Raw genomic sequence first — 21,135 nt, forward strand, 5'->3', positions numbered from 1 at the left:
GCAAAGACCTTGTGACGTTGTGGTGGCATCGCTGGCGCAGGCCCACAAGATCGTGGCGGAGGAATGAGCGGGGACGATCAGTCAGGAAGGTCCGGCTACCTGCCGGGCGTGCTACCCGGTGAGCGGGAGTGCTGCCCGATGAAGGAGCGGGCTGATTCACGGCGGAGAGGGCGGGCCCTCGTGAGGCGCGTGGGCGAAAGCAGATCGGCCCACACCGAGTCCGGTGCGGGCCGATCTTTTCTGGTAGTCCCGAAGGGATTCGAACCCTCGCTACCGCCTTGAGAGGGCGGCGTCCTAGGCCGCTAGACGACGGGACCAGAACTTCGTTTCACCGCCCGTGTTCCGGCGGCGATCAGAACTCTAGCAGTCCCCGCTCTGCAGCCGAAATCGGATATCCACCCACCTCAACCGGGGTGACGACGGCCACTGCCCATCCCCGCCCAGCCTTCAGACGCTGCCCGGGTTCGTAACGCCACCTTCGCTCCACACCCGAGCGGAGGCTCAAGCCCGGGAGGCGGGCAAGCGGGCAGACGGGCAGACGGGCAAACGGGCAGGCGGTAGGCGGAGCGGGGGTGGGTGGTGCGGGAGCACCGACGGGCGGGCAGACGGGCGGGCAGAGCGGTGTGGCCGATCGGCTGGACCGGTGGCGGTGGGCCGGGGCCGGTGGACCGGCGCCGGTGGACCGGTGGACCGGTGGCGGTGGACCGGTGGACCGGTGGACCGGTGGCGGTGGGCCGGCGCCGGTGGACCGGTGGCGGTGGGCCGGCGCCGGTGGACCGGCGCCGGTGGACCGGTGGACCGGTGGACCGGTGGCGGTGGGCCGGGGCCGGCGGGCCGGCGCCGGGGAAGTTGCCGCGACCAGGCGCTTCGCCCGTTGGGGGCGTTTCGGTCGTCACCCCGGCCTACGTCGCGTCGGACTGGCACGGGAGGTGTGGTCGGTTTGGGGGCGGCCCACGGCGTACAAGATCGGGATTGGGAGAAGCGAAACGGCCCGCATCCGGAGATGCGGGCCGTTCTCGATGTAGTCCCGAAGGGATTCGAACCCTCGCTACCGCCTTGAGAGGGCGGCGTCCTAGGCCGCTAGACGACGGGACCAGAACGTGCTGTCTTACTTGCTACCAGCACTGCCCTCCCCGAGAGGAGGACTGCGCTGGGGTACCAGGACTCGAACCTAGACTAGCTGAACCAGAATCAGCCGGGCTGCCAATTACCCCATACCCCATTTGGCCCGGCTTGCCGCGCCGGAGAGAACTTTACCTGAGGCCAACCGGGCCGCCAAATCGGGTTACCCAAATAGATCTGCGTGACGGCGTGCCCACTCCACGTAGCGCATGCCGGGACGCCCGGTCAGCTCGGCGACGGTCGGCACCGCCGCCTGCGGATGCGAGGCGAGCTGGGCGAGGCCGTCCAGGTACCAGTCGCCGTATTCGCCCATGCGCTCGGCGAAGTGCGCCCGGGCCGCCTCGCCGGTGAGCTCGACGTAGGTCAGGTCGCGGCCGAGGGCTTCACCGATGGCGGCGAGCTTCTGCCGGCGGGTCAGCGACTCGGGGCCGGTCAACTCGTAGGAGCGCCCCTCGTGGCCGTCGGAGAGCAGCACCCGGGCGGCGACGGCTGCGATGTCCTCCAGGGCGATGGGGGCGTTGGCCACGTCGCCGAACGCGTCCCGCACCTCGTCGCCGGCGCGGATCTGCGGTGCCCAGTCGACCGCGTTGCCCATGAACTCCCCCGGCTCGAGATGGGTGAACGGCACGCCGCTGGCCTCCACCCCGTCCTCGATCACCTGCCAGTGGTCGCCTTTGGCGCCGGCCATGTCGACGATGTGCCGCACACCGGCGCGGGCGGCGGTCCGGCAGACCTCGAAGACCGTCTCCGGGTGTGGGGCGAGGTAGAGCTTGTCGACGCCGCGCAGTGCCTCGGCGACGATGTCGAGCCGTTTGAAGGAGCCCTTGACGACTTCGACGCCGGGCGGGAGGGCGGCCCGCGCCGGGTTCACGGTGAGCGCACGGATGTCGGCGCCGTTGCCGAGCAGTTCGTCGACGACGAGGCGGCCCACGCTGCCGGTGGCGCCGGTTACCAGGATCCTCATTCTCGTACTCCCTACGGGAACTGTTTCCCGTAGGGTATACGGAATCATGGAGAACTACCCACTGCTCTGGCGCCGGACCCGGCCGGCGAAGAAGGCCGCCGGTCGGCCGCCCAAGCTCAGCGTGGACGAGGTGGTCGCCGCCGCGATCCGGATCGCCGACACGGACGGGCTGGCTGCGGCCTCGATGGCACGGGTCGCGGGGGCGCTGGGGACGGCGACGATGACGCTCTACACCTACGTGCCGTCCCGCGCCGATCTGATCGCCCTGATGGTCGACGACGTGCTGCTGGCCCGGCGGCTCGAGTTCGGGGACGGCTGGCGGGAGCGGGTGGCGCTGTTCTCCGCACGGACCCGGGAGATGTACGCGGCGCACCCCTGGCTGACCGAGGTGTCACTGGTACGGCCACCGCTCGGGCCGGGCACGATGGCCGAGCGGGAGTTCCTGATCGCCACGATGACCGCGGCGGGCGTGCCGGTGGGGCAGATCAACCGGGCGGCGCTGACCGTCACCGCGTACGTCTACGCCTTCGCCCGGGAAGCCGGCGAGGACGCCCGCCTGAGCCGGGACAGCGGCCAGTCCACCGAGTCGTGGTGGCACGAGCGCGGTGACTTCTGGGAGGACTGGTTCGACGTCGAGGCGTACCCGGCGATGACCGCGCTGTGGAACGCGGGCGGATTCGAGGACCAGGCCGCGCACGACTACGGCCTGGCCCTGATCCTGGACGGGATCGAACGATCCGTCGGGAAAGACAGCGGGATCGAACGGCCCGTCGAGAAAGACGTCAGGATCGAACGGTCAGTCGAGTGAGACGACCGGGTTCCGCAGTTCGCCGATGCCCTGGATGCTGACCGACACGGTGTCACCCGGGGTGATCTGGCTGACGCCGGCCGGCGTGCCGGTCAGGATGATGTCGCCGGGCAGCAGGGTCATGACGTGCGACACGTACGAGATCAGGCTCGGGATGTCGAAGACCATGTCCTTGGTCCGGCCGATCTGGCGGACCTCCAGGTTCTCCGGGTCGCGGCCGACCTCGCAGCGCACCTCGATGTCGCTGACGTCCAGGCCGGTCACGATCCACGGACCGATCGGGCAGAACGAGTCGAAGCCCTTGGCGCGGGTCCACTGCGGGTCGCTGCGCTGCAGGTCCCGGGCGGTCACGTCGTTGCCGCAGGTGTAGCCGAAGATCGCCTTCTCGGCGCCGGCCCGGTCCACCCGGCGGGCGCCGCTGGCGCCGATCACGACGGCGAGCTCGGCTTCCTCCTCGACCCGGCTGGTGACGCTCGGGATGCGGATCGCGTCGTTGGGGCCGATCACCGAGGTGGACGGCTTGATGAAGATCAACGGCTCCTTGGGCACCTCGTTGCCCATCTCGGCGGCGTGGTCGGCGTAGTTGCGGCCGATCCCGATGACCTTGCTGGAGAAGATCGGGGCGAGCAGCCGGATGTCGGCCAGCGCCCATCGCTGGCCGGTGAAGCGCACCTCGTTGAAGGGGATGCTGTCGATCTCGGCCACCGTCAGTCCCGACGTGCCGTCGCCTTCGACGACGCCGAACGAGACTCCACCAGGGTGGACAAAGCGGGCGAAACGCACGGGTGAATCCCATCTGTAGCGGCTAGTGCAGGCTGGACCTTCACCCGAAATCTACGCCGGTCGGGTTTCCGCACCGAGCCGCGGGAACGGCTCCAGCGAGAAGATCACCTCGACCGGGACCTCGAAGTAGGCGCAGATCCGCAACGCCAGGTGCAGGCTGGGACTGAACTCGCCGCGCTCCAGGTAACCCACCGTCTGGTAGTGCACCCCGAGCGCGTCGGCGAGCTGCCGCCGCGTGATGCCGCGCTCGGCACGCAGCATCGCGATCCGGTTGTAGGTGATCTCGTTGGCCACGCGTTCCCTCACATGGTCCGGGTCATCGCCCGTTCGCGCCGGGCGGCGACCAGCGAGCCGGACTCCCGCCTGGCCATCCGCCGCAGAATACGCGGCGCGACAGCCAGCCCGGCCAGGGCCCAGAGAGCCAGCACACCGGCGGTGGCCAGCGCCTGCTCCGGCTCACCCGGCAGGAACGCCGACCGCAGGCCGGAACCCAGCCAGTACATCGGGAAGCCCTGTGCGACGCCCTGGAGCCAGCCGGGAAGCGCCGACAGCGGCGAGAAGATGCCGGAGATGCCGGTGAGGGCGAGCACCGGCAGCATCAGGATCGCGGCGCCACGGACGCTCTGGAAGAACGATCCCAGGATGGCGCCGACCGGCATCAGCGCCAGCATCGACAACGGCAGCAGCCAGAGCAGCGTCAGCCAGGTGCCGCCGTCGAACCGCAGCCCCTCGACCATCAGGGCGCCCGGCAGCAGCGTCACCGCACAGGTGATCAGCATGACCCCGGCCACCAGCACGATCTTGCCGATCAGGTAGCCGACCATGCCGTTCGGCGTGGCCTTGGCCCGCAGCAGGGTGCCGTCCTCCCGGTCCATCGTCAGATATTGCGCCATCGAGGTCACCCCGCCGATCACCAGCAGCAGGGCCAGCGAGCTGACCAGGCTGTAGGCGCCGAGCGAGACGGACGAGCCGGGCAGCTCGTCGCCCTCGATCAGCCGGAGCCAGCCGAGCAGCAGGGCGACCGGGAACAGGTAGCCGATGATGTCGGTCACATTGGTCACGGTCTGCCGCAGCTCGATCAGCCCGCGCTGGAGCCCCGCACGGATCAGCCCTCTTCTCACGCCGCACCCTCCGCCTCGCGGACCAGCCGCATATAGGTCTCCTCCAGGCTGGCCCGGCGGACCTCCAGGTCGCCGACGGCCTCGCCGTGCTGACGGAACAGCTCGCGCACGAACCCGGTGGCGTCGGCCGCCGAGTGCACGAACCGTTGCCCGTCCCGCGTCCAGCGGATCTCCGACTCGCCGGCCACCTGCCGGGACAGCTCGTCGGCCGAGCCGCTCGCCACGATCCGGCCGCGGGCCAGAATCAGGATGCGATCGGCCAGTTTCTCCGCCTCGTCCAGGTCGTGCGTGGTCAGCAGCACGGTCGTCGAGTCCACATCGGTCAGCCGGTGGATCAGGTCGTGGAAGTCGCGCCGTGCCTCCGGGTCGAACCCGACCGTCGGCTCGTCCAGGAAGAGCAGGTCGGGCCGGCCCACGATGCCGATCGCCACGTCCAGCCGGCGGCGCTGCCCGCCGGAGAGTCGGCCGATCGCGGTCTTCTCCGCACCGGTGAGACCGACCACCTCCAGCAGCTCGTCGACCGCCCAGGGGCGAGGCTTCCCCGGCGTGGAGTAATTCGCGTAGTAGGACCCGAGATGCTGCAGAAGCTCCCGGACACGCCACTTACTGTGATCACGCCACGACTGGAGCACCACACCGAGCCGGGCCCGCCAGGGCTCGTCGCCATCGGCCGGATCCACTCCGAGCACCAGGGCGTCGCCACCGGATCGCCGGCGGAAGCCCTCCAGGATCTCGATGGTGGTCGTCTTGCCCGCCCCGTTGGGCCCGAGCAGGACCACGACCTCGCCGGCCGTGGCGGTGAAGTCGACGCCGGTGAGCACTTCCTTGTCGCCATAACGCATGCGGAGATCGCGGACCTCGATGACCGGGCCGGTCCCCGGCGTGTCGACCACGCTCCGCGCGGCCACTGTCGATCCTGTCATGTCGCCTACGTTATCAAGGATGTAGTAGATGTACTACACATCGGCGTACATCTTCAGTGCCACATCGCGTGGCGGAACTCATTCGCGCCAAACGGTGATCGTGTTGATCGCTCCGGCTAGATACATTGGTGCGATGGGGATCAAGCAGGTGAGGGCGCTCACCACCACCTTGCCCTCGGTCAGCTGGATTCCCCTCGCCCGGGCGCACTCGGAGCGCGCCGACCAGATGACCGCGGGCCACCGTGCCCGCCGCGCGGCGGGCGAGAAACACGCCATCGAGGATTTTCTGTACGACTACTACGGCACCCGCCCCGCGCTGCTGCGCCGCTGGCACCCCGGCGTCGGCACCGGCCTGTCACCGGCCCCCGACGGGCTGGCCGAGCACGCCGGGTGGAAGTTCTACATGTCCTCTCCCGACGGTGTCGTCACCCTCGACCAGGACGCGTTCATGCACGCCCGCGCCGAGAGCGTGCGTTACATCCACGGTCTGCTCACCGCGACCGCGTCCCGCCCGGTCTTCTCCGGCTGCTTCGGCCTGCACGAGTGGGCGATGGTCTACCGGGACACCGAGCACCGCCACGAGCTGCCGCTGCGCCTCGGCCAGGCCGGCACCGACGAGGTGGTCGAGCAGCACAGCATCCGGTGCACCCACTTCGACGCGTTCCGGTTCTTCACCCCCGAGGCCGTCGGGCTCAACCGCCTGCAGCCCACCCGCGCCACCCAGGTCGACCTGGATCAGCCGGGCTGCCTGCACGCCGCGATGGACGTGCACAAGTGGGCGCAGAAACTCGGTCCCGCCGTTCCCGGCGCGCTGGCGCTGGACTGTTTCGCCCTGGCCGGCGAGATCCGCCTGCTGGACATGCAGGCCAGCCCTTACGACCTGACCTCCTACGGCCATCCCCCGGTCAAGATCGAAACCCCGGAGGGCAAAGCGGAGTACGTGGCCCGCCAGCGCGAGCTGGCCCGCCGCGCCGCCGGCCTGCGCAGCCGCCTGATCCGTGTCTGCGAGGCCCTGCTCGGCCCGGACGCCGCCGCCCAGAACCGCGAGGCGGTCGCCCCCTACAACCAGCGCTGACCGTCAGCGGCCCCCTCCGCTCATCCCGCGCCCCACGGTCTCCGCCGGTCGCTCCACACCCTTGCGTGGTACGCCGTGAGCGTCACCCCGCCAACTCCGCCAGCCCTGACGCGGCTACACCGCGTGGACACTTACGGTCCGATCCGAGCCGCGGCTGGCCGCAGCGCGCCCGGCCGGCCGAGGGGTGACCGTGGCGGGCATGCATGAGTGGCACCGGGGGACGGTCGTGGGGGAACGCCTGCCGCGGCCGCGGGGAGTCACGGAACCGGCGTGGCCCGTACCGGAAAAGTGGTCGAAGAGGGAGAGCCGCAGACCGGAACCGATCAGCGCGCCCGCGTGGTCGACCGCCTCGGCAGGGTCAGGCCCGTCGCGGGATCTCAGTCATCGTTGCTGCGGCGGTTGCGTTTGATCTGGGCGCGGCGTTTCTTCTCGCCGATGCGGCGTTCGACGGAGCCGCGGGACGGTTTGGTGGGGCGCCGCTGGCGGGGCGGGGTGGCGATCGCCTCGCCGACCCGCATGGCGAGGCGGGCGGCGGCGGCTTCCCGGTTGCGCAGTTGGGAGCGGTGTTCGGAGGCGGTGACGGTCAACACACCGTCGATCAGGCGGGCGCCGAGCCGTTCGACCGCCCGTTCCTTCAGTGCAGCGGGCAGCAGGTCGGAGCCGAGCAGGTCCCAGGAGAGCTCGACCCTCGAATCGGTGGTGTTGACGCCCTGGCCGCCGGGGCCGCTCGCGCGGGAGAAACGCCACGAGAGTTCGGCCGCCGGGATGGTCAGGCGGTCGTTCACCCGTACGTCCTCAAGCATGTGCCCCAGGATGGCACCCACCGTGATCATGCGCCACGGAGTAAAGCGGGAATCCCGCTCGACAGGGCATGATTGCACGGGTGACGTCACCAACCGCACCGGTCGCCGCGACCGGGTATCCGTGGCCCATCGAAACCACGCAGCTTCCGAACGGTCTGCGCGTCGTCGTCAGTGAGGATCGGACGGCTCCGGTCGTCTGCGTCAACCTCTGGTACGACGTCGGTTCCCGGCACGAGCCGCCGGGTCAGACCGGGTTCGCGCATCTCTTCGAGCATCTGATGTTCGAGGGGTCGCAGCATGTGAAGAAGACCGAGCACATGAAGCTGGTGCAGGGCAACGGCGGTTCGCTGAACGCGACGACCAACCCGGACCGGACGAACTATTTCGAGACGATGCCGTCGGAGCATCTGGAGCTGGCGCTCTGGCTGGAGGCCGACCGGATGGGCGGGCTGGTTCCCGCGCTCACCCAGGAGACGCTGGACAACCAGCGTGAGGTGGTGAAGAACGAGCGGCGCCAGCGGTACGAGAACGTGCCCTACGGCGACGCCTGGCTGCGCCTGCTGCCGCTGCTCTATCCGGAGGGCCACCCGTACCATCACGCCACGATCGGGTCGATGGAGGATCTGAACGCGGCCGCCCTGGAGACGTTCCAGGCTTTCCACCGGCAGTATTACGCGCCGAACAACGCGGTTCTCACGGTCGTCGGGGACACCACGCCGGCCGAGGTGTTCCAGCTCGCGGAGAAGTACTTCGGGGCGATCGCCACGGTCCCGGACATCCCGCCGGCTCCGGACGGCACGCTGCCCGGCCCGCGCGGCGAGGCGGTGCGGGAGACGGTCACCGCCAAGGTCCCGGCCGCCCGCATCTACCTGTCGCACCGCACCTACCCGTTCGGCACGGCGGGGTACGACGCGGTCACCGTGCTGGCCACGATCCTGGGCAACGGCCGGGGCAGCCGCCTCTACCAGCGGCTCGCCGACGGTTCCCGGATCGCCCAGCCGGACTACATCGGGTCGTACGGGGTGGATCTCGCGCACGCCCCCGCCCCGCTGATCATCACCGCCACCGCGAAGGACGGCGTCCCGGTGGAGGCCCTGGAGGCCGGGCTGGCCGAGGTGGTGCAGAGCCTGATCGACGAGCCGGTCACCGACGAGGAGCTGAACCGGGCGAAGGCGCTGCTGACCACCGCGTGGTGGCGGGGCGTCTCCACGGTCGGCGGCCGCGCCGACCTGCTGGGGCGGTACGCCACCCAGTTCGGTGACCCGGCCACCGCCGCCGACCGCCTGCCGAAGTGGCTGGCCGTCACCGCGGACGACGTCACCGAGGCCGCGAAGCATGTGCTGCGCCCCGAGTCCCGTGTCACCCTCACCTACGTTCCCGGGGAGCCCTCATGAGCCTCGTCACCACCCGGCCGGGCACCGGAGCGGCCCGGCCCTACGCGTTCCCGGCGATCCGCCGGGTCAGCGCCCACGGCGGCACGGTGGTCGCCGCGCACCTGCCCGGCCAGCTTCTCGCCAATGCGGTGCTCCTGCTGGACGCGGGCGCGGCCCGGGAGACCGACGGCCGGGAGGGCACCGCCACGGTGCTGGCCAAGTCGCTGGAGGAGGGCACCCGCAAGCGGGACTCGGCGGCGTACGCGCTGGCGCTGGAGGGACTCGGCGCCGAGCTGGTCCCGTCGGTCGACTGGGACAACTTCCGGGTGGGGGTGTCGGCGCCGGTACCGCTGCTGATCGACGCCGTCCGCCTGGCCGCGGAGGCTACCCGCACGCCGAAGCTGGACCCGGCGGATGTCGCCCGGGTCCGCGACGACGAGGTGACCGCCCTGCGGATGGACTGGGCGCAGCCCGGTCCCCGCGCCGACGCCGCGCTGCGTGCCGACCTGTTCGGCGCCGACGGACGATACAACCGTCCCCTGCACGGCGACCCCACCTCGGTGGCGGCGGTGACCGTGGCGGACGTGCTCGCCTTCCACGAGGCGTGGCTGCGGCGCCCGGGTGTGCTGCTGGTCGCCGGTGACCTGGACGCGCTGGATCTCGGCGCGCTGGCCGAGGCGGCGTTCGAGGGCACCGCCGGGGAGCCGCTGGAGCCGGCCGGGCCGCTCGGGGTGACGCTGCCGCCGGCGCGCCGGACGATCCTGGTGGACCGGCCGGACTCGGTGCAGTCGACGCTGCGGCTGGGGCACCGGGCCCCGGAGCGGGCGACCCCGGACTACGTGCCGATGACGCTGGCGGCGACGGTGCTGGGCGGGGCGTTCACGTCCCGGCTGAACCACCTGATCCGGGAGGTCAAGGGGTACACGTACGGGATCCGCGGCTCCTACGCGATGACCCGCCGTTCGGGCCGGTTCGAGGTGGCCGCCGGGGTGCAGACCGCGGTGACCGCCCCGGCGATCCGGGACACGCTCGGCGAGATCGCCCGGACCCAGGCCGAGGGGGTCACCGAGGCGGAGCTGGAGGTGGCGCGGTCGTGGCGGGCCGGGCAGCTGTCGGTGGAGATGCAGACGCCGGGCGCGATCGCCGGCGCGCTGTCCACCCTGGTGGTGCACGGCCTTCCGGACGACTACTACGAGACGCTGCGCCGGGACTACCTGGAGGCGACCGTCGAGGACGTGTCCCGGGCCGCCGCCGAGCACCTGGCCGTGGAGAAGCTGACCGTGGTCGTCGAGGGTGACGGCGCGGTGATCCGGGACGAGCTGGCCGAGTTCGGCGAGCTCACCGAAGCGGCCCTCTGAGGCACGCCGGCCCGTGGGGGTGTGCGGCCGCGCACCCCCGCGGGAGACGGCCGGTGGGCATGTGAGCTGGGACGCGTTGGCCGGTGGCGGGTGGCGGGAGCCGGATAACGTCGCGCCATGACGATCACCGAGGCGTCCCCGGAGGCGCGGCCGGCCGGCCGCCGCCGCGTCGTGTGGACCGTGCTGCTCTGGTTGTCGCTGATGCCGGCGGCAGTCTGGTTCCTGGGCCGGACGTTCGGGTGGGAGGCGGGGCTCTGGGTCCAGTTCCTCGCTTTCACGCCGTACGTCGCGGTCTGGACCTTGATTCCGCTCATCGTGTCGCTGTTCGCCCGCCGGTGGGCGGCCGCCGCGGTGGCCGCGCTGATCGCCTTCGGTTTCGCGATGGCCGTGGCGCCGCGCCTGACCGCGGACGCCGACCGGGGCCCGTCCGCCGGTGTCGAGCTCCAGGTGATGACGGCGAACCTGCTGTTCAGCGGGGCCGAGCCGAGCGAGATCGTGCGCCTGGTCCGGGAGAACGACGTGGACGTGCTGGCCGTTCAGGAGTTCACGCCGCGCGGCGAGACGGCGCTGCGGGACGCGGGCCTGGAGAAGCTGCTGCCCTACCGGCAGCTCGCCCCGGAGTTCGGGGCCAGCGGTTCCGGCCTCTACTCGCGGCATCCGTTCGCCGATCAGGCCGCCCGGCGCAACGACGGCGGTTTCCAGCAGGCGCACGCGACGGTGCGGGTGCCGGGCGCGGCGACGGTGTTCGTCGAGTCGGTGCATCCGCTGGCGCCGGCGCATCCGAACATGGTCTCCGGCTGGTCGGCCGATCTGCGGGACCAGTCGCCCGCCGACGGCGGGATCCCCCGAATCCTGCTGGGTGACTTCAACGCGACGCTCGATCACCGGCCGCTGCGTGACCTGATCGCCACCGGCTACCGGGACGCCGCCGACGTGGTCGGCAAGGGCGGGATCGGCACCTGGGGGCCGTACGACGGGGATCCGATCCCGCCGGTCACCATCGACCACGTGCTGGCCGACAAGCGGATCGGCGTCCGGGACGTAGCGGTTCACGACATCAAGGACTCCGACCACCGCGCGGTGATCGCCTGGTTGACGGTGCCCGCGGCGTGAAAACCGGTCGACCGCGCGCGGCGCCGCTTCCTAGCATCGTGGGCATGATGATGCTCAGCTCGATCACGACCACGCCGGGAGCACCCGGCGTCCGTCGACACTGAGCTGACGGCCCCGGGCGACATGCCCGGGGCTGTGTCGTCCGGGGTCCCCGACCTTTCAGGGAGACCCACGATGTCCGTAGATCACCGCAGGCTCGGCCGCGAGCTGGACCTCTTCGACTCCGACCCGTTGATCGGCGCGGGCCTGCCGTTCTGGCTGCCCGGTGGCGCGGCCGCCCGGCGCGAGGTCGAGTCGTACCTGTACGACCGGGAACGGCGGCACGGCTACCGCCATGTGAACTCGCCGGCGCTCGGCAGACGGCGGATGTACGAGCTGTCCGGCCACTGGGACAACTTCGCCGACGACATGTTCCCGGCGATGCGGGTCGGGGAGGACGATCTGGTGCTGCGGCCCAGCCTCTGCCCGCATCACGCGCTGATCTTCCGGTCGCGCGGCCGGTCGTACCGCGATCTGCCGTTGCGGATCGCCGAGCTGGGGCCGATGTACCGCGCGGAACGTTCCGGGGTGCTCGGCGGCCTCTCCCGGGTGCGGTCGATGCTGCTCAACGACGCGCACATCTTCTGCGCCGAGGACCAGGCCGCCGCCGAGGTGGCCGGGGTGCTGCGGCTGATGCGCGAGGTGCATGCCGCGCTCGGCATGGGGCCGGTCTCCTATCAGCTGTCGCTGCGCGGGCCGGGGCGGAAGTACGGCGGGGACGACGCGATGTGGGCCCGGGCCGAGGCTCTGCTGCGAGGCGCGCTGGCCGACGCGGTGGTCCCGTTCACGGCGGTCGCCGGAGAGGCGGCGTTCTACGGGCCGAAGATCGACATACAGGTCGCGGACCCGTCCGGCCGGGAGTGGACCCTCGCCACCGTGCAGATCGACTACCACCAGCCGTCCCGGTTCGAGCTGGAGTACGTGGCCTCCGACGGCGGCCGGAGACGGCCGGTGATGGTGCACCGCAGCCTGGCCGGCTCGATGGAACGGCTGTTCGGGCACCTGATCGAGGTGCACGAGGGCGCGTTCCCGCTCTGGTACGCGCCGGTCCAGCTGGCGGTGCTGCCGGTCGGCGCGGATCAGGACGCCGCCGCCCGGGAGTTCGCCGCCGAGGCCGCCGATCTGCGGGTGGAGGTGCTGCACGACGGTTCGGTCGGCAACCGGATCAGGAAGAGCCGGAAGATCCCGTACGTCGCGGTGATCGGTCCCCGGGAGGCCGCCACGGACCTGGTCGCGCTCCGGCTCCGGGACGGCCGACAGCTGGACCCGATGCCCCGGGCGGCGGCGATCGACCTGATCAGCGCCGCCGCCCGGGACCGGGACTGATCAGGCGGGAGCGGAGGTCCGGGCCAGGCCGAAGGTGAGGGCGTCGACCAGGGCCGTCCAGCTGGCCTCGACGATGTTCTCGTGCACGCCGACGGTGGTCCACTCGCGGTTGTGGTCGCTGGTTCCCAGCAGCACCCGGGTGATCGCGTTGGTGCCGTGGCTGCCCTCCAGGATCCGCACCTTGAAGTCGGACAGCTCGAACGTCTTCAGCTGCGGGTAGTGGTTCTGGAGGGCGCTGCGCAGCGCCTCGTCCAGGGCGTTGACCGGGCCGTTCCCCTCGGCCGTGGCGATCACCCGCTCGCCGCGCACCCGCACCTTCACGGTGCCCTCGCTGATCACCGTGCCGTCCTCCCGGTGTTCGACCAGCACCCGGTACGACTCCAGGGTGAACGGCTTCGCCAGGTCCGCGCCGGGCAGCTCGCTGCGGACCAGCAACTCGAAAGAGGCATCCGCGGCCTCGAACGAGTAACCGGTGGCCTCCAGGTCCTTGACCTTCCGGGTCACCGCCGTCAGGGTGTCCGGATGGCCGGCCAGGTCCAGTCCGAGCTCACGGCTCTTGAGCTCGATGCTGGCCCGGCCGGCCATCTCGGTCACCAGGATCCGCATGTCGTTGCCGACAACCGAGGGGTCGATGTGGTTGTACAGCAGCGGATCCACTTTGATCGCGCTCGCGTGCAGCCCCGCCTTGTGAGCGAATGCGGCAGCCCCGACGTAGGCCTGGTGGGTGTCGGGGGCGATGTTGGCGATCTCGGCGAGCGCGGCGGAGACCCGCGTCGCCTTCTCCAGGCATCCGTCCGGTAGGACCTTCAGCCCGAGCTTGAGTTGCAGGTTGCTGACGGTGGCGAACAGGTCGGCGTTGCCGGGGCGCTCGCCGTACCCGTTGGCGGTGCACTGGAAGTGCTTCACCCCGGCCTCGACCGCGGCGACCGTGTTCGCGACGGCGCAGGCGGTGTCGTTCTGGCAGTGGATGCCGAGGCGGTCCGCGGGCACCCCGGTCAGTTCCACGACCTCCTGGATCGCCCTGGTGACCATCGACGGGAGCATGCCGCCGTTGGTGTCGCACATGACGACCCGTTCGGCGCCCGCCTCGATCGCCGTCGTGACGACACTCGCCGTGTACGCGGGGTCGTAGCGGAAACCGTCGAAGAAGTGCTCGCAGTCGACGAACGCGCGGCGGCCGTTGGCGATCAGGTGACGGACGGTGTCCCGTACCATCGCCAGGTTCTCCTCGCCGGAGGTGCGCAGCGCCCGCTCCACATGCCGGATGTCGGACTTCGCGACCACGCAGACCACCGGGGTCTCCGCGTCGATCAGAGCCTTGACCTGCGCATCCTCGGTGACGTCCACACCGGCCTTGCGGGTCGCGCCGAACGCCACCAGGACCGCGTTCGTCAGGTCCAGCTCGGTCTTCGCCCGTTCGAAGAACTCGGTGTCCTTGGGCATGGCGCCCGGCCAGCCGCCCTCGATGAAACCCACTCCGAATTCGTCCAGCAGGCGCGCGACCGCGAGCTTGTCGGCGACCGTGTAGCTGATTCCCTCGCGCTGCCCGCCGTCGCGCAGCGTCGTGTCGAACACCTGGTAGTCCATCGGGGAGGTCCTTTCGGTCGGTCACCCACAAGCGACAACAAAAAGACCCCCCGCGGATGCGGGAGGTCTGCGCGTCGGCGCTGCGCTTGTATGAGTCAGCGTCAGCCGGCGCGCTCGGTGCGAATAATCAGCACGGAGTGGGTCACGTCCGAAGCATGCCACGCGTTACCGCCCGGGAAGCCGGAAATCCACCAGCTGAGACACGATCCACCGGCAAGAGTGACGAATTCGACCGGCTTCGCCGATGAGTCCAGCGGCTAGGTTGGAGGCGTGGTGGCCGAATCCTTTTCACGCAATGTCCCCTTCGCCAAGGCGTACAACTTCCGTGACGTCGGCGGCTACACCGGCCTCGACGGGCGGCTGGTGCGCTGGCGGCGGCTTTTCCGGGCCGACTCGCTGCACCGGCTCAACGCCGAGGACGCCGAGGCCTTCGCGGCGCTCGGGGTCCGCACGGTGATCGACCTGCGCCGCCCGCACGAGGTGGAGAAGTTCGGCCGGGTCTCCGAGGACCACGGCGTCGAGTACCACAATCTGGTCGTCAAGCACGTCGACTGGGAACAGGTCGAGCACCCCGAGGACACGCTGCACGAGCGCTGGCTGGCCGACCGCTATCTCAACTTCGCCGAGGACGGTCACGAGGGCATCGCCGAGTCGCTGCGCCTGATCGCCAGCCCCGAGGCCGCCCCGGTCGTCGTGCACTGCATGGCCGGCAAGGACCGCACCGGCACGGTCTGCGCCCTGACCCTCTCCCTGCTCGGCGTCTCCGACGACGACATCGCCGCCGATTACGCCCTGACCACCGAGGCGATGCGCCCGCTCACCGAGTACCTCCTGCGCACCGCGCCCGAGGCGATCAACGGCAACGAGCACATGTTCGACTCCCCCGCCGAGGCCATGCAGCTGTTCCTGAACGATCTGCGTGCCCTGCACGGCTCGATCGAGGCGTACGTCAAGGACATCGGCCTCACCGACGGCGAGCTGGCCAGTTTGCGGTCCCACCTGCTCACCGACAAGACCGCCTGAGGGGTACGCCTTTACCCGCACGAACTTGATAGGCGACTAGCGTGCACGGAGCATCTAGCCGTACGCTCAGTGCATGCCCTCTCAGGAACACGAGGTGTTCGTCGACATGTTCCGCGGTCGCCCTTCCCTGGCCGCGGAGCTGCTCGACGGGCCGTTACATGACCATCTCCCCGACTACGACGAGGTCCACCTCGCCTCGGCCGACCTGGCCGACGTCGTCCCTACGGAATACCGTGCCGACGTCGTCGTCACCCTGACCCACGAGGGCAGCACCGTCCTCGCGGTCGTGGTGGAGGTCCAGCGCCGCATCGACACGCGGAAGCTGCTCAGCTGGCCCGCTTACGTCGCCACCCTCTACGCCCGGTTGAACTGTCCCGTCACCCTGCTGGTGTATTGCCCGCAGCGGAGTGTCGTCGGCTGGGCGGCGAAGCCGATCGTCTTCGGCTTTCCCGCGGGGCACATCTCGCCGGTTGCCGTCGGACCGGACCAACTTCCGGTGATCACCGATCCCGAGATCGCCCGGCGACTGCCCGAGCTGACGGTGATGTCCGCCATCGCCCACGCCACCCACCCGGACCCGGCGCCACTCCTCGAAGCGCTGCTCATGGCCTACCGAGCCGTCGAAGTCGATCGCGCAGCTCTATACCATGACCTCGTACTCATGGCGCTCCCGAACCAGACCCGCAAAATGCTGGAGGACCTGATGACCGCCACGAATTACACACCCCGAAGCGATTTCGCCAAACACCACTTCGCCCAAGGAAAGATGGAAGGTCTGGCGAAGGGCTTGGCGGAGGCCAAAGGGCAAGACCTTCTGACCGTGCTGGAGAGTCGCGGCCTGACGGTCTCCGACGAAGCGCGCACGACGATCGTCGAGTGCAGCGACCTGGATCAGCTCGACAGGTGGATGCGCCAGGTGGCGACCGTCGAGCGGGTGGAAGACCTGGGCGGCCCACTCGCCGTGTGACGGCGGGATCGATGTCACCGGTCGGCACGGCGACCGGTGAACGAAGGGCGCTGAGGACAGCGGGGGTCGCAGCGCTCGCGAGAAGACACGGAACGGGTGGGCGCGTTCGTGGCGCTCCCACCCGTACCGGTGAATGGTTTAAAGGACGCGGTGGACCCAGCCGAAGGGGTCCTCGGCGCGGCCGCGCTGGATGTCGACCAGGTTCTTGCGGATCGACATGGTGGTGTCGCCGGGGCCACCGTCGCCCATGGTGAAGTCGCCGGCCTCGCTCTTGATCACGCCGATCGGGGTGATCACGGCGGCGGTGCCGCAGGCGAAGGCCTCGCGGACCCGGCCGGAAGCGGCGCCGTCGCGCCACTCCTCCAGGCTGATCGGGCGTTCCTCCACCGTGCGGCCGGCCCGCTGGGCCAGCTTGATCACCGAGTCGCGGGTGATGCCGGGGAGGATGGTGCCGGTCAGCGGCGGGGTGACCAGGGTGCCGTCGTCGAGGACGAGGAAGACGTTCATGCCGCCGAGCTCGTCGATGTACTTCCGCTGCACCGCGTCGAGGTAGACCACCTGGTCGCAGCCGTGTTCGGCGGCCTCGGCCTGCGCCGACAGGCCGGCGGCGTAGTTGCCGCCGCACTTGGCCGCGCCGGTGCCGCCGGGGGCCGCGCGGGTGAAGTCGGACGACACCCAGATGCTGACCGGCTTGACGCCACCGGAGAAGTACGGCCCGACCGGCGACGCGATGACCAGGTAGAGGTACTCGGTGGCGGGGCGGACACCGAGGAAGACCTCGCTGGCGTAGGCGAACGGGCGCAGGTAGAGGCTGCCCTCGGGGTCCTCGGGAATCCAGCTCCGGTCGATCTTGATGATCTCGTGGAGCGACTGGACGAACGTCTCGACCGGCAGCGACGGCATGGCCATCCGCTGGGCGGAGAGGTTGAAGCGGGCCGCGTTCGCGTCCGGGCGGAACATCGCGACGCCGCCATCGGGCAGCGTGTACGCCTTCAGACCCTCGAAGATCTCCTGGGCGTAATGCAGGACGGCGCTGGCCGGGTCCATCGGGATCGGCGCGCGCGCCTCGACGCGGGGCTCGTACCACCCCTTACCGTCGGCGTACCGCACAGTGACCATGTGGTCGGTGAAGATGCGGCCGAAGCCGGGGTTGGCCAGCAGGACGGCGCGGTCCGCGTCGCTGACGGGTGCCGGGTTCGGACGGATCTCGAAATCGAGGTTGTCACCACCACTCATGGCGATTTGACCTGCTTTCTACAGAAGAATGTAAGCATGCGGGGGCACCCGTAGTGCCCCATGAATTTACCCCGAACGGTCGTTAAAACAATGACCGCACGGTGACGAAGCCCTGCAGGGCTCAGGTGACGGGTGGGATCCGCTCAGAGGGCGGAGGCGACCCGATCGCCGACCTCGGCGGTACGCAGCGGCGCGCCCGGAGCCCGGGACGCGACCTCGGCCGCGACCGCCTCGGTTACTCGCCGGGCCTCGTCGAGCTTGCCCAGGTGCTCCAGCAGCAGGGCCGCGGAGAGGATGGCCGCGGCCGGGTCGGCGATGCCCTTGCCGGCGATGTCCGGCGCGGAGCCGTGCACGGGCTCGAACGTCGACGGGTAGAGCCGCTCCGGGTTGACGGAACCGCTGGCGGCCATGCCGATGCCACCGGTCACGGCGGCCGCGATGTCGGTGAGGATGTCACCGAAGAGGTTGTCGGTCACCACGACGTCGAAACGCTGCGGGTTGCTCACCATGAACATGCTGGCGGCGTCGATGTGCTGATATTCCGTGGTGACCTCGGGGAACTCCGCGGCGACGGCGGCGAAGGCGCGCGACCACAGGTTGCCGGCGTGGGTCAGCACATTGGTCTTGTGCACCAGGGTGACGTGGCGGCGGTCGCGGCGCTGGGCGCGGGCGAACGCGTCGCGGACGACCCGCTCGACGCCGTGCCGGGTGTTGAGGCTCTCCTCGGTGGCGATCTCGGCGGGCGTGTTCTTGTGCAGGACACCGCCGGCGCCGACGTAGAGCCCCTCGGTGCCCTCGCGGACCACGACCATGTCGATCTCGCCGGGCTTGACGCCGGCCAGCGGGCTGGACGTGCCGGGCCACAGCTTGGAGGGGCGCAGGTTCACATACTGGTCGAAGTCGAAGCGGAGCCTCAGCAGCAGGCCGCGCTCCAGGACGCCCGGCGGGACGCTCGGGTCGCCGATGGCGCCCAGCAGGATCGCGTCGTGGCCGGCCAGCTCGTCCTGCACGGACTGCGGCAGGACCTCGCCGGTGCGGTGGTAGAGGCGGGCGCCCAGGTCGTACTCGTTGTAGTCGACTCCGGGGAGGACGGCGTCGACGACCTTGCGGGCCTGCGCGGTCACCTCAGTGCCGATGCCGTCGCCGCCGACAACCGCGATCCGCGCCACGCTCACGTCAACTCCCCACAACGCCTATGTCGAACCCTGGCCAGGCTACCCGCCGATCCCGATCATCGGAACAGCGGTCCCAGCAATTGAACGCTCGATAAAGGCCGGCTGGTTGTCGGTGCCGTCTCGGCGGCGCCGGCGACCAGCCCGGGGTCTGACATGCGAACAGCCCCCGGGTCGCGGCAAACGACCCGGGGGCTGCGTCGACGAGAAGTCCCGCCGGGATGCGCACCGCTCGCCCGGAGACGGGCGACGTCACCCGAAGACGGGCCCGTTCGGAACGTGCGGCTGGGACAACGCTAGCGAGACGGACTTATGACGCGCAAGGCGCACCCCCGCGTGTCGGGCTTCCGGTTCCCCGTACGAGGCGACGGCAGTGGCACCATGCGCCGGTGAGTTTCGACCTAGTGGTGTGGGCCATGGACCAGTCCGCCGAGCCGGATTCGGTCCGGGCCGCCAACGCGCGCTGCATCCGCGGGGAGCATCCGCAGCGCCCCGCTGATCCCCGCGTCGTCGCCTTCTATGACGCGCTGACCAGCAGTTATCCGGATCGCGGCCCGGGTGCGGTGGCCGCCGGTTCGCCGTGGGCGGCCGTCCCGCTGCACGCCGAGGCCGACCACATCCAGATGAGACTCGACGAGAACTGCGCCGACACGGTGCTGGAGACGATCGAGAAGTACGCCGCCCACTTCCGGCTGGACCTTCTCGACCTGCAGGACGGTTCGGTCTACCGCGCGTTCTGAGAACCGGCCGGCGCGTGTGCCGGCCTAGTCGTTGCGCAGGTCGGCGGTGGCGGTACGGGAGGCGCCGATCAGCTCGCCGACCCTGGTCAGCAGCTCCGGGGCGACCGCCGAGTCGACGGTCAGCGCCATCAGGGCCTCGCCTCCGGCCGCCCGCCGGGCCACCTGCATCGCGGCGATGTTGATCGCGGCCTCGCCGAACGCCGTCCCGATCGCGCCGACCACGCCCGGCCGGTCGGTGTAGGTGACGAAGACGAGCACCCCGTCCGGCGGCAGATCGAGGTCGAAACCGTCCACCTCGACGAGACGGGAACCGGCCCCGAGCAGAGCGGCGACGCTGATCGGCCGGCCGTCCGGCAGGGCGCCGAGCACCCGGATCAGGTCGGCCGGCGCCTCGACCGACGTCGTCGACACCGTGATCCCCCGTTCGGACGCCAGCCGGTGCGCGTTCACGTAGGTCACCGGCTCGCTCACCACCGCGGCGAACATGCCTTTCAGCACGGCCAGTTCCAGCACCGAGACGTCGTGACCGGCGGCCGCGCCGTGGACCTCGACGGTCACCCGTTCGGCGAGATGACCGGCGACCGCGGTGAGCACCCGGCCCAGTTTCTCGGCCAGCGGCAGCAGCGGGCGCACGTCCTCGTCGACCGGCCCGCCGGCCCGCACGTTCACCGCGTCCGGGACGAACTCGCCGCGCAGCGCCAGCCGCACGCTGCGGGCCACGGCCAGGCCCGCCTTGTCCTGCGCCTCCACCGTCGACGCGCCGAGGTGCGGGGTCACCACCACGTTGTCCAGGGTGAACAGCGGGGACGCGGTGAGCGGCTCGGTCTCGAAGACGTCCAGCCCGGCGCCCGCCACCCGGCCGTCGGCGAGGGCCTCGGCGAGCGCGCGTTCGTCGACCAGGCCACCGCGGGCGGCGTTGACGATCCGCACCCCCGGCCGGACCAGGTTCAGCTCCTTCTCCCCGATCAGGCCCAGGGTCTCCGGGGTACGGGGCAGGTGCACCGAGATGAAGTCACTCTCCCGGAGCAGGTCCTCCAGGCTCACCAGGTGGACCCCGAGCTGGGCCGCGCGGGCCGGCTGGACGTACGGGTCGTACGCGAGGAGCCGTACGCCGAAAGCGGCCATGCGCTGTGCGAACAGGACGCCGATCCGCCCCAGCCCGACCACCCCGACGGTCTTGCCGTGCACTTCGACCCCGGTGTACGCCGAGCGCCGCCAGGCGCCCGCCTTGAGTGCCGTGCTGGCCGCCGCGGTGTGCCGCGCGACGGTGAGCAGCAGGGCGACGGCGTGCTCGGCGGCGGAGACGATGTTGCTGGTGGGCGCGTTCACCACCAGGACGCCGCGGGCGGTGGCGGCGGGGACGTCGACGTTGTCCAGGCCGACCCCGGCCCGGGCGACGACCCTGAGCCGGGCGCCGCACTCCAGGGCCTCCGCGTCGATCGTCGTCGCGCTCCGGACGATCACCGCGTCGGCGGCCGGGAGCGCCGCGAACAGCGCCGCCCGATCAGCGCCGTCGACATGTCTGACCTCGTAGTCCTCGGCGAGGAGGTCGAGCGCGGTCACGGCCAGTTCCTCGGCGACGAGCACCACGGGACTCATGAA

At 70.6% G+C, this 21,135-nt stretch carries 19 protein-coding genes and 3 tRNA genes; 9 read left to right on the plus strand and 13 right to left on the minus strand.

All coding sequences use genetic code 11. From position 1 onward, the window contains the following. Nucleotides 1-241: 241 nt before the first annotated feature. The 4 genes from Aut01nite_RS41280 to Aut01nite_RS41295 all read right to left on the minus strand — a co-directional run bounded on the left by Aut01nite_RS41280 (nucleotide 242) and on the right by Aut01nite_RS41295 (nucleotide 2,086). Nucleotides 242-317 (minus strand) — tRNA-Glu (locus Aut01nite_RS41280). Between the two features lie 705 nt (nucleotides 318-1,022). Next, a tRNA-Glu gene (locus Aut01nite_RS41285) sits at nucleotides 1,023-1,095 on the minus strand. A 55-nt stretch (nucleotides 1,096-1,150) separates the two neighbouring features. Beyond that, a tRNA-Gln gene (locus Aut01nite_RS41290) sits at nucleotides 1,151-1,222 on the minus strand. A gap of 63 nt (nucleotides 1,223-1,285) precedes the next feature. Then, nucleotides 1,286-2,086, minus strand: a complete 801-nt coding sequence (locus Aut01nite_RS41295) for an NAD(P)H-binding protein (protein WP_043527450.1) — start codon at nucleotides 2,084-2,086, stop codon at nucleotides 1,286-1,288. Between the two features lie 46 nt (nucleotides 2,087-2,132). Between Aut01nite_RS41295 and Aut01nite_RS41300 the strand changes: the two genes are divergently transcribed. Then, nucleotides 2,133-2,894: a TetR/AcrR family transcriptional regulator gene (locus tag Aut01nite_RS41300; protein WP_063958804.1), complete on the plus strand. Its 762-nt coding sequence runs from the start codon at nucleotides 2,133-2,135 to the stop codon at nucleotides 2,892-2,894. Here Aut01nite_RS41300 and Aut01nite_RS41305 read toward each other — a convergent pair. From Aut01nite_RS41305 to Aut01nite_RS41320, 4 genes are read right to left on the minus strand one after another with little or no spacing between them, the layout of a single operon-like run. Next, a complete protein-coding gene (locus Aut01nite_RS41305; protein WP_043527448.1) occupies nucleotides 2,883-3,677 on the minus strand; it encodes a fumarylacetoacetate hydrolase family protein in 795 nt (264 codons plus the stop codon). The two genes, Aut01nite_RS41300 and Aut01nite_RS41305, sit on opposite strands and share 12 nt — an antisense overlap. A gap of 51 nt (nucleotides 3,678-3,728) precedes the next feature. After that, on the minus strand, nucleotides 3,729-3,938 hold the full coding sequence (locus Aut01nite_RS41310; RefSeq protein ID WP_043527528.1) for a helix-turn-helix transcriptional regulator: 210 nt from the start codon (nucleotides 3,936-3,938) through the stop codon (nucleotides 3,729-3,731). 41 nt (nucleotides 3,939-3,979) lie between these two features. Further along, entirely contained in the window at nucleotides 3,980-4,798 is an 819-nt protein-coding gene (locus tag Aut01nite_RS41315) for an ABC transporter permease (RefSeq protein WP_043527446.1), read from the minus strand. Further along, the gene (locus Aut01nite_RS41320) at nucleotides 4,795-5,721 is read right to left on the minus strand and encodes an ABC transporter ATP-binding protein (RefSeq protein ID WP_052164001.1); all 927 of its coding nucleotides are present in this window, start codon (nucleotides 5,719-5,721) and stop codon (nucleotides 4,795-4,797) included. Before Aut01nite_RS41320 ends, Aut01nite_RS41315 begins: the two co-directional genes overlap by 4 nt. 133 nt (nucleotides 5,722-5,854) lie before the next feature. Between Aut01nite_RS41320 and Aut01nite_RS41325 the strand changes: the two genes are divergently transcribed. Then, complete coding sequence (locus Aut01nite_RS41325; RefSeq protein ID WP_043527444.1) at nucleotides 5,855-6,796, plus strand: hypothetical protein; 942 nt, start codon at nucleotides 5,855-5,857, stop codon at nucleotides 6,794-6,796. A 377-nt stretch (nucleotides 6,797-7,173) separates the two neighbouring features. Here Aut01nite_RS41325 and arfB read toward each other — a convergent pair whose 3' ends face one another. Continuing rightward, nucleotides 7,174-7,599, minus strand: coding sequence for an alternative ribosome rescue aminoacyl-tRNA hydrolase ArfB (gene arfB, locus Aut01nite_RS41330; RefSeq protein WP_043527524.1), 426 nt, complete (start codon nucleotides 7,597-7,599; stop codon nucleotides 7,174-7,176). Between the two features lie 68 nt (nucleotides 7,600-7,667). Between arfB and Aut01nite_RS41335 the strand changes: the two genes are divergently transcribed. The 4 genes from Aut01nite_RS41335 to thrS all read left to right on the plus strand — a co-directional run bounded on the left by Aut01nite_RS41335 (nucleotide 7,668) and on the right by thrS (nucleotide 12,808). Continuing rightward, nucleotides 7,668-8,993: a M16 family metallopeptidase gene (locus Aut01nite_RS41335; RefSeq protein WP_052164000.1), complete on the plus strand. Its 1,326-nt coding sequence runs from the start codon at nucleotides 7,668-7,670 to the stop codon at nucleotides 8,991-8,993. Then, a complete protein-coding gene (locus Aut01nite_RS41340; protein ID WP_043527440.1) occupies nucleotides 8,990-10,330 on the plus strand; it encodes a M16 family metallopeptidase in 1,341 nt (446 codons plus the stop codon). Before Aut01nite_RS41335 ends, Aut01nite_RS41340 begins: the two co-directional genes overlap by 4 nt. Before the next feature lie 117 nt (nucleotides 10,331-10,447). Beyond that, on the plus strand, nucleotides 10,448-11,443 hold the full coding sequence (locus tag Aut01nite_RS41345) for an endonuclease/exonuclease/phosphatase family protein (RefSeq protein WP_043527438.1): 996 nt from the start codon (nucleotides 10,448-10,450) through the stop codon (nucleotides 11,441-11,443). A 174-nt stretch (nucleotides 11,444-11,617) separates the two neighbouring features. Beyond that, nucleotides 11,618-12,808: a threonine--tRNA ligase gene (gene thrS / locus Aut01nite_RS41350; RefSeq protein ID WP_043527436.1), complete on the plus strand. Its 1,191-nt coding sequence runs from the start codon at nucleotides 11,618-11,620 to the stop codon at nucleotides 12,806-12,808. On the opposite strand, the gene cimA is transcribed toward thrS, so the two are convergent. Next, the gene (gene cimA / locus Aut01nite_RS41355; RefSeq protein WP_043527434.1) at nucleotides 12,809-14,395 is read right to left on the minus strand and encodes a citramalate synthase; all 1,587 of its coding nucleotides are present in this window, start codon (nucleotides 14,393-14,395) and stop codon (nucleotides 12,809-12,811) included. Between the two features lie 270 nt (nucleotides 14,396-14,665). Here cimA and Aut01nite_RS41360 point away from each other — a divergent pair, with 270 nt between their 5' ends. After that, on the plus strand, nucleotides 14,666-15,418 hold the full coding sequence (locus Aut01nite_RS41360) for a tyrosine-protein phosphatase (protein ID WP_052163999.1): 753 nt from the start codon (nucleotides 14,666-14,668) through the stop codon (nucleotides 15,416-15,418). Between the two features lie 73 nt (nucleotides 15,419-15,491). Further along, nucleotides 15,492-16,385 (plus strand): hypothetical protein, encoded by an 894-nt coding sequence (locus tag Aut01nite_RS41365; protein ID WP_043527433.1) that lies wholly within the window; start codon nucleotides 15,492-15,494, stop codon nucleotides 16,383-16,385. Nucleotides 16,386-16,523: 138 nt separating this feature from the next. On the opposite strand, the gene Aut01nite_RS41370 is transcribed toward Aut01nite_RS41365, so the two are convergent. Together Aut01nite_RS41370 and Aut01nite_RS41375 are read right to left on the minus strand one after the other, a co-directional pair. Then, entirely contained in the window at nucleotides 16,524-17,621 is a 1,098-nt protein-coding gene (locus tag Aut01nite_RS41370) for a branched-chain amino acid aminotransferase (protein ID WP_043527431.1), read from the minus strand. A 143-nt stretch (nucleotides 17,622-17,764) separates the two neighbouring features. Next, complete coding sequence (locus Aut01nite_RS41375) at nucleotides 17,765-18,790, minus strand: 3-isopropylmalate dehydrogenase (RefSeq protein WP_173476706.1); 1,026 nt, start codon at nucleotides 18,788-18,790, stop codon at nucleotides 17,765-17,767. Nucleotides 18,791-19,182: 392 nt separating this feature from the next. Here Aut01nite_RS41375 and Aut01nite_RS41380 point away from each other — a divergent pair, with 392 nt between their 5' ends. Continuing rightward, nucleotides 19,183-19,533: a hypothetical protein gene (locus Aut01nite_RS41380; RefSeq protein ID WP_052163998.1), complete on the plus strand. Its 351-nt coding sequence runs from the start codon at nucleotides 19,183-19,185 to the stop codon at nucleotides 19,531-19,533. A gap of 24 nt (nucleotides 19,534-19,557) precedes the next feature. On the opposite strand, the gene serA is transcribed toward Aut01nite_RS41380, so the two are convergent. After that, nucleotides 19,558-21,132 carry a phosphoglycerate dehydrogenase gene (gene serA / locus Aut01nite_RS41385; RefSeq protein ID WP_043527426.1) on the minus strand — a complete coding sequence of 525 codons (1,575 nt, stop codon included), beginning with the start codon at nucleotides 21,130-21,132 and terminating at the stop codon, nucleotides 19,558-19,560. Between the last annotated feature and the right edge of the window lie 3 nt (nucleotides 21,133-21,135).

The organism is Actinoplanes utahensis (genome assembly GCF_016862455.1).
GTDB classification, from domain to species: Bacteria; Actinomycetota; Actinomycetes; order Mycobacteriales; family Micromonosporaceae; genus Actinoplanes; species Actinoplanes utahensis.